Origin of the sequence: Pseudoroseomonas cervicalis ATCC 49957 (assembly GCF_000164635.1) — a bacterium.
Classification (GTDB): Bacteria; Pseudomonadota; Alphaproteobacteria; order Acetobacterales; family Acetobacteraceae; genus Pseudoroseomonas; species Pseudoroseomonas cervicalis.
Map to the genome: position 1 here is coordinate 520,542 of NZ_GG770778.1, position 2,132 is coordinate 522,673.

Consider the following 2,132-nt stretch of genomic DNA (forward strand, 5'->3'; position numbering starts at 1 on the left):
CACGCCGCGGCGGCCAGCGGCAGCGCCAGCAGGGCGCGGCGGGCGAGCCGCATCAGAAGGTCACCTGCAGCCCGGCGATCAGCTCCCGCCCCGGCATGGAGGTGCCGAGCCCGCCATTGGAGAAGCGCGGATCCAGACGGTAGGGCGCCGCGTCGGTGGCGATGAAGATCGGGTTGCGGTTGACGTCGAACAGGTTGTTGACCGCGCCGAACAGGGTGACGTTCTCGCGCAGGCGGTAATTGCCGCGCAGGTTCACCACCCAGAAGGGCGCCTTGCGGTGGACGTATTCGCGCGAGGGCTCGGCCTGCGGGATCAGCAGATTCTCCTCGGTGTTGTAATACATCGGCCCGCGCAGGATGCCGGTGGCGCCGAGATCCCAGTCCCGCCCGCCGAAGACCGTGCCGAGGCTGGCCTGGTAGCGATACATGCGCTCGGCGTTGCGGGTGTTGGTGCCGGTCTTGGCGCGGTCGATCATGTCGAAATTCCACGACCCGCTGGCGAAGGCGCGCCAGCGCCAGCCCGGCGCCAGCGCCAGCAGCCTCGCCAGATCGGTGCTGGCCTGCGCCTCCAGCCCGCGCACCATGATCTCGCCCGGATTGTTGACGTAGTCGGCGGTGTTGGGCACGCCGGGCCGGGCGCGGGTGGTGATGCGGTCGCGGATGGCGTTCTGGAACAGCGCCAGGTCGAGCTGCGAGGCCCCCAGGGAGAAGGTCGCGCCGATCTCCACCTGGTCATTGCTCTCCGGCTTCAGATTGGCGTTGCCGAAGGTGCGGCCGCCGCCCACCGCAGTGAAATCCGCCGCCAGCTCGGTGGCGGTCGGCGCGCGGAAGCCGGTGGCCCAGCCGGTGCGCAGCGTCACATTCTCCAGCGCCTGGAAACTGGCGCCGAGCGAATAGGTGGTGCTGTCGAAATCCGCCTCGCGCCCGCGATAGCCGGCGAGGTGCGGCGTCGGGTCGAAGCGGGTGGTGCCCCAGCTCTGCCGGATGCCGGCGCGCAGCGTCAGCCGGTCGTCGAACAGGCGCTGCGCATCCTCGGCGTAGAGGCCGTAGGCGTGGTTCGTCTCGTTGTTGTCATAGGGCGCGACCTGGCCCGCGGGGCCGCCGGGCAGGGCCAGCCGGAAGCGGTCGGAGCGCAGCGTCGATTGCTCGGCATCGAAGCCCAGCAGCAGGTCGTTGCCGGCCCAGAGCCGCAGCGTCGGCTGCAGCCGCGTGCCGATGATCTCCAGCCGCCGCTTGTTCCAGTCGAGCGCGGTGCCCGGCGCCGGGTTGTTGCCGGAGCGGATCACCGGCGAGGCCCAGCGGAAGGTGTCGACATCGCGCACCGCATAGGCCTGCAGGTTCCAGGACAGGCGGCCATCCTCGCGCGCGCCGGTCAGCGCGATGTCGAGGGATTCATTCACCCGGTCATCCTCGCTGAGCGTGTTCGCCGCCGAGCCGCGGAAGCCCGCATCGTAGATGCCATCGGTGCGCGCGGTGAGGTCGACGCGGCCCAGCGCGCCGACCGGCAGGCCGAAGGCCGCCGTCACGCCGCCGCGCCGGTAATCCGTGTTCGCCTCGCGCGCGCCGCCGCCGACACGGTAATCGTCGCGCCGCGTGCCGGAGAGGCCGAGATAGGCGCTGTAGCCGTCGAGATCGACGCCGTAGCGGGCGTTGCCACGCGCCAGCCCCCAGGAGCCGCCGGCCAGCTCGGCGAAGCCGCCGGGGGAATTGCGGCCGTCGCGCAGGATGAGGTTGATCACGCCGCCCATCGCCTGGCTGCCATAGATGACGCTGGCGGGGCCACGCACGATCTCGATCCGCGCCACATCGGCGGGGGAGAGCTTGGACAGGTTGGCGGTGCCGGCGCGGCGCCCATTGACCAGCACCAGCACCTGGCTGCGGAAATCGCGCCCCTGGCCGTCGGTGGCGCCGCCGCGCAGGTTGAGGCTGGTCTGCCCCGGCGTCCATTCGCTGAAGAAGCCGACAGCATGCTCGGCCAGCAGGTCGGTGACGCTGCGCGCGGTGGAGTTGGCGATCGTCGCCTCGTCGATCACCTGCACGGTGCCGGCGAGCTGGCTGCGCGGCTCGGCGCGGCCGGTGGCGGTGACCACCAGGTCGGGCAGGGCGAGGGCGGCCGGATCGGCGCCGGGCGCG

The 2,132-nt window shown here is 71.6% G+C and carries 1 protein-coding gene; it reads right to left on the reverse strand.

Features of this window, described 5'->3' with window-relative positions; translation table 11 throughout:
• Positions 1 to 52 precede the first annotated feature (52 nt).
• A partial coding sequence (locus HMPREF0731_RS25245) for a TonB-dependent receptor (protein ID WP_007003908.1) occupies positions 53 to 2,132 on the reverse strand: 2,080 nt, incomplete at its 5' end.